Annotated in this window: 3 protein-coding genes and 1 pseudogene; 3 read left to right on the plus strand and 1 reads right to left on the minus strand. The window is 30.7% G+C overall.

Annotated elements, in window-relative coordinates; genetic code table 11:
* Positions 1-154 precede the first annotated feature (154 nt).
* The 3 genes and pseudogenes from NFS18_RS18975 to NFS18_RS18985 form a co-directional block, all read left to right on the plus strand.
* Positions 155-544, plus strand: a pseudogene (locus NFS18_RS18975) (ISAs1 family transposase); the annotation flags it as partial.
* Positions 545-1,031: 487 nt separating this feature from the next.
* Positions 1,032-1,736 (plus strand): LytR/AlgR family response regulator transcription factor, encoded by a 705-nt coding sequence (locus NFS18_RS18980; RefSeq protein ID WP_251393092.1) that lies wholly within the window; start codon positions 1,032-1,034, stop codon positions 1,734-1,736.
* A gap of 7 nt (positions 1,737-1,743) precedes the next feature.
* On the plus strand, positions 1,744-3,060 hold the full coding sequence (locus NFS18_RS18985) for a GHKL domain-containing protein (protein WP_251393093.1): 1,317 nt from the start codon (positions 1,744-1,746) through the stop codon (positions 3,058-3,060).
* Between the two features lie 364 nt (positions 3,061-3,424).
* On the opposite strand, the gene NFS18_RS18990 is transcribed toward NFS18_RS18985, so the two are convergent.
* Positions 3,425-4,081, minus strand: a 657-nt coding sequence (locus tag NFS18_RS18990) for a hypothetical protein (RefSeq protein WP_251393094.1), incomplete at its 5' end; no start/stop codon positions are given.

Here is a 4,081-nt window from a genome sequence, read left to right on the forward strand (position 1 = left end):
AATTTTACATCAAAAAGGAATGGGATTCCTTATATTTTAGGTCTTTTTTGAAAATTGTTAATAATAAGGCTGAAGGATATTCTTGTGATTGTTTTGTTTGCCACACTCGCAAATGCAGATGACTGGGTAGAGATTGCGCTGTTTGCATAGGTATATGAAGAGTATTAAAAAATATATCAAGCTAAAGAATGGTCAGCTGTCTCATGACACTATACAGCGAGTAATGAGGATGATTTCACCGGATATTCTCCTACAGCTTTATGGAAAATGGCAAGAACTGCTGAACAGGGAAGAAGTCGAAGCACTGAAGAAGATTATCTGTATAGATGGAAAAACAATGCGTTCTAACAAACAGGGGAAAGAGAAGCCGTCTCATATTGTAACTGCATGGAGCCGTGAAGACGGTTTCAGTTTAGGGCAGAAAGCAGTGAATGAAAAGAGCAATGAGATTACAGCAATTCCAGAACTAATAGAAAGATTACAGATAAAGGGACAGATCATTTCGATAGGTGCAATGGGAACGCAGACAGCGATTGTAGAAAAATCAGGAGATTCCGGTAAAACGAAAGAAAAAGCATAGAAAAAATGGGAGAAAGAAAACGGAATACCACTATTTTATCAGCAGCCTAAAAGGAGATATAGAAAACCATAAGCCGGGCAGTAAGAGGGCATTGGAGCATAGAGAGTATGCACTGACATCTGGATGTAACATTTCGAGAAGACGCAAACATAACACTGGATAAAATGTCAGCGCAGAATCTGAATTTAATCAGAAAATGGAACTTAAGCATATTAAAGCTGATGGAACTTACAAAAAAGAAATTATCAATGAAGAAAAAGGGATTGTAATAAGTCTGTCACCAATCAAATATTTGGAGGAAGTACTGGACTTTAAAAAAATTACAATTGGAAAAATTTGAATGGCAGAAACATTCATGCGTTTGTCATGTTAAAACTCTATTTTTTATATCTTTGTGAAGCATTATGTTGTATAATAAATTATAGAATTCTTAAGGGGGACGTATAAGAATATGCGAATATTAATTTGTGATGACAATTCCATTTGTTCTGAGCAAATCAAACAATATCTATTAGACTATTTCAACCGAAATCATCTAAAAATACCTGAAATAGCATGTTTTCAAGATGGAAAGTCTCTTATGAACGATACAGGCGAACAAGATATTTTATTTCTTGATATTGAAATGCCTGGAATGAACGGTATTTATATTGGAAATGAACTAAAAGAAAGAAATAAAAAAATTATTATATTTGTTGTAACTTCATATATTGAATATTTAGACGAGGCAATGCGTTTCCATGTTTTTCGTTATCTTACAAAACCTATAGATAAACAGCGTTTCTATCGTAATTTAAAAGATGCATTAAAAATCTATTCCTCTTCTAACGTAAAAGTACTTATTGAAACAAAAACTGGTGCACATACTATACTGGAATCTGATATAATATGCATTGAAGCTGTTGGTAAAAGTGTTACAATTCACACTATAGATACAGATATAGAAACCAAACATCCAATTTATTATTGGCTTAATGTATTAAAATCGAATTGTTTTTTTCAGTCTCATCGCAGTTTCATTATTAATTTTAAATATGTAACTGAATTTAATCATACATTGATATATTTATTAAATGATCAGCAGGCATACTTAACACGAAGAAAATATACTTCTTTTAAAGATGCATATTTTTTATATTTAGAGAGTACGAGGTAATCCAATTATGCAAAGCACTATTTTTTATGCGCTTATTTATGTTATAGAGGCTTTTATTATATTATTATATGCAGACAATATTTTTTATTCGAAAATCAATAAATATACAAATATTTCTATTTTATGTTTTTTATATGTAGGATTGTTTGGCATTTCGTTATTTCAAAACTATATATTAAACATAATATTTTTCTTATTAGCAAACTTAATTTATTTTTTTTTATATCAAACAGTCTTTTCTTCTGCGTTATTTCACTCTATAATCGCAACCACAATTATGGGAATGAGCGAATTAATACTTTATAGTATTATGCCACATTTTATAAATGATTTTTTTTCAGAAATTGGTTTATTAAGAAATATTGTCATTTTAACCGTTTTTAGCAAAATCCTTTATTTCGTTATGATGTTTACTATTTCGCATTTTTTGTCCAAAAAATATGACAAAAATTTATTTCATTGTAAAACATCTATTTTTTTATTGTGCATACCTTTTATTACATTATTTGTAATGACTACATTGTTCATGATTTGTAGAAATTTTTCTTTAACACCTTTCTTGGATACGATGATTTCAATAAGTTCTATTTTTTTATTATTGGTTAACCTCCTGATTTTTGCCATAAACATATATGATAAAAACGCAAGAGAAACTTTTACAGCCATGCAAATCCTTTTGCAAAAAGAAAATGATTCTGTAGAATATTATAAAATGCTAATTGAACAAACAGAAAATAATAATTTATTAATTCATGATATAAAACAACATTTAAACTCCATTGCCATCTTAAATGCACAGCATAACTATGAAAAAATAGCAACCTACATATCTCAGATTGCTTCTTCTATTGATTTGAAAAATGCACACCGCTATTGTGATCATGATTTACTAAATTTAATTATTAACAAATACAAAAAGCAATATGATAAAAAGGGAATAAATTTTAGCGTTGATATTAGATGTAATACAGTAAATTTCATCTCTGACAATGAAATCACTGCTCTGTTTAGCAATTTATTAGATAATGCCTATGAGGCTACGTGTAATATTCCAAATTCATTTATTGAATTAAATGTAGGAAATATCGAGAATACTTGTTTTACTATTTTGACTCTTGTTAACTCATGCCACACTGCTCCTATTTTTGATTCCAAAAAAAAAATAATAAGTAATAAAATCAATAAACAACAACATGGTTATGGAATCAAAAGTATTGAGAAAGTAGTCAAAAACTATAATGGCAATATCAAAATCTATTATGATAATGAATCGCTTACGTTTCATACCATTGTTACTATGAAACGTACAAAAAATCTTATATAAACAAATTTTTACTCTTTAAATAAAAAAATAGTGTGTGAATCAGTCGTACCTACTCAAATAGCGAAATTTCCTACTTACGGAAAAGATGAAAGATTTGGCTTCATTTCCGACAAAAGAAGACCTTCTTCCATTATTGCCCTGGTCAGAAACAATACCAGAAAATTGCCGTACCAAACGGTCAAAGAGCATATCCACTTAGCAGGAACTGTTAGGTGGATTTTTTGTTAAAGTGCGGATGAATTGCTATAATCCCTTTCTTTATTTTAGCTGTAATATAATACACATTTTAGCACGCATCAATAGTGAGTGCTAAAATGTGCATGAAGTTTTTGTGCAGATCTCTTGCCAAGAACCTTTTACTTTGTTATTTTATCTCCATCCGACCATTTTTTAAAGTAAGCAGACCAGACGCACAATAGATTGTAATATAATACTCACCTTCTTGTTCTGCAGTCAAGTTGTATTGATGATGTATTCCTTCATTCATGATATCTTGGTGAAGTGCCCCGTCCAATAAATAACCAAATTTAATTTTCCAACTCTTGTTTCCTGTTTTTGTTGTTTCCAGCGGATATTGTTCTGCTTCGAATGATAATGTCTCCCCCTTTTTTAAGTGCCATGCCGTTCCATCTGGTTTTGTAAAAATAACCATTGCGGTACCTCCCATAATTACTTCTGGTGTTTCATAATAACCATCCTTTTCCGTTGTAAGAAATGGATTCACTGTAGTAGGTAAAAAGAACTCCTTTGCATCTACACTTTTTATGTAATCATTATCAAGTGCTTTTTCCAATTGATTTTTTTTAAATGCTTTCGCATTCGCTTCCGCTTCTTCTTCCGTAATTTCTTTCATCTCTGAGCCATGGACAACCATTGCATTTAACATAACTTCTTTTCCAATCCACTCTCGATTGGTATCATCAATTAATGCCGCTTTTCCATTGGAAAGATCTCTTAGTCCATCTACATCAATCCAATCCCGATCTGTGTCATCTAGTAAAGCTGGATCCTTGACTTTTAT

The sequence above is a fragment of the Mediterraneibacter agrestimuris genome (assembly GCF_943193195.1).
GTDB lineage: Bacteria > Bacillota > Clostridia > Lachnospirales > Lachnospiraceae > Schaedlerella > Schaedlerella agrestimuris.

Bases quoted from the DNA above. Each gene is read 5' to 3' on its own strand.
- NFS18_RS18985 (WP_251393093.1), top strand. From the start codon at position 1,744: ATGCAAAGCACTATTTTTTATGCGCTTATTTATGTTATAGAGGCTTTT.
- NFS18_RS18980 (WP_251393092.1), top strand. From the start codon at position 1,032: ATGCGAATATTAATTTGTGATGACAATTCCATTTGTTCTGAGCAAATC.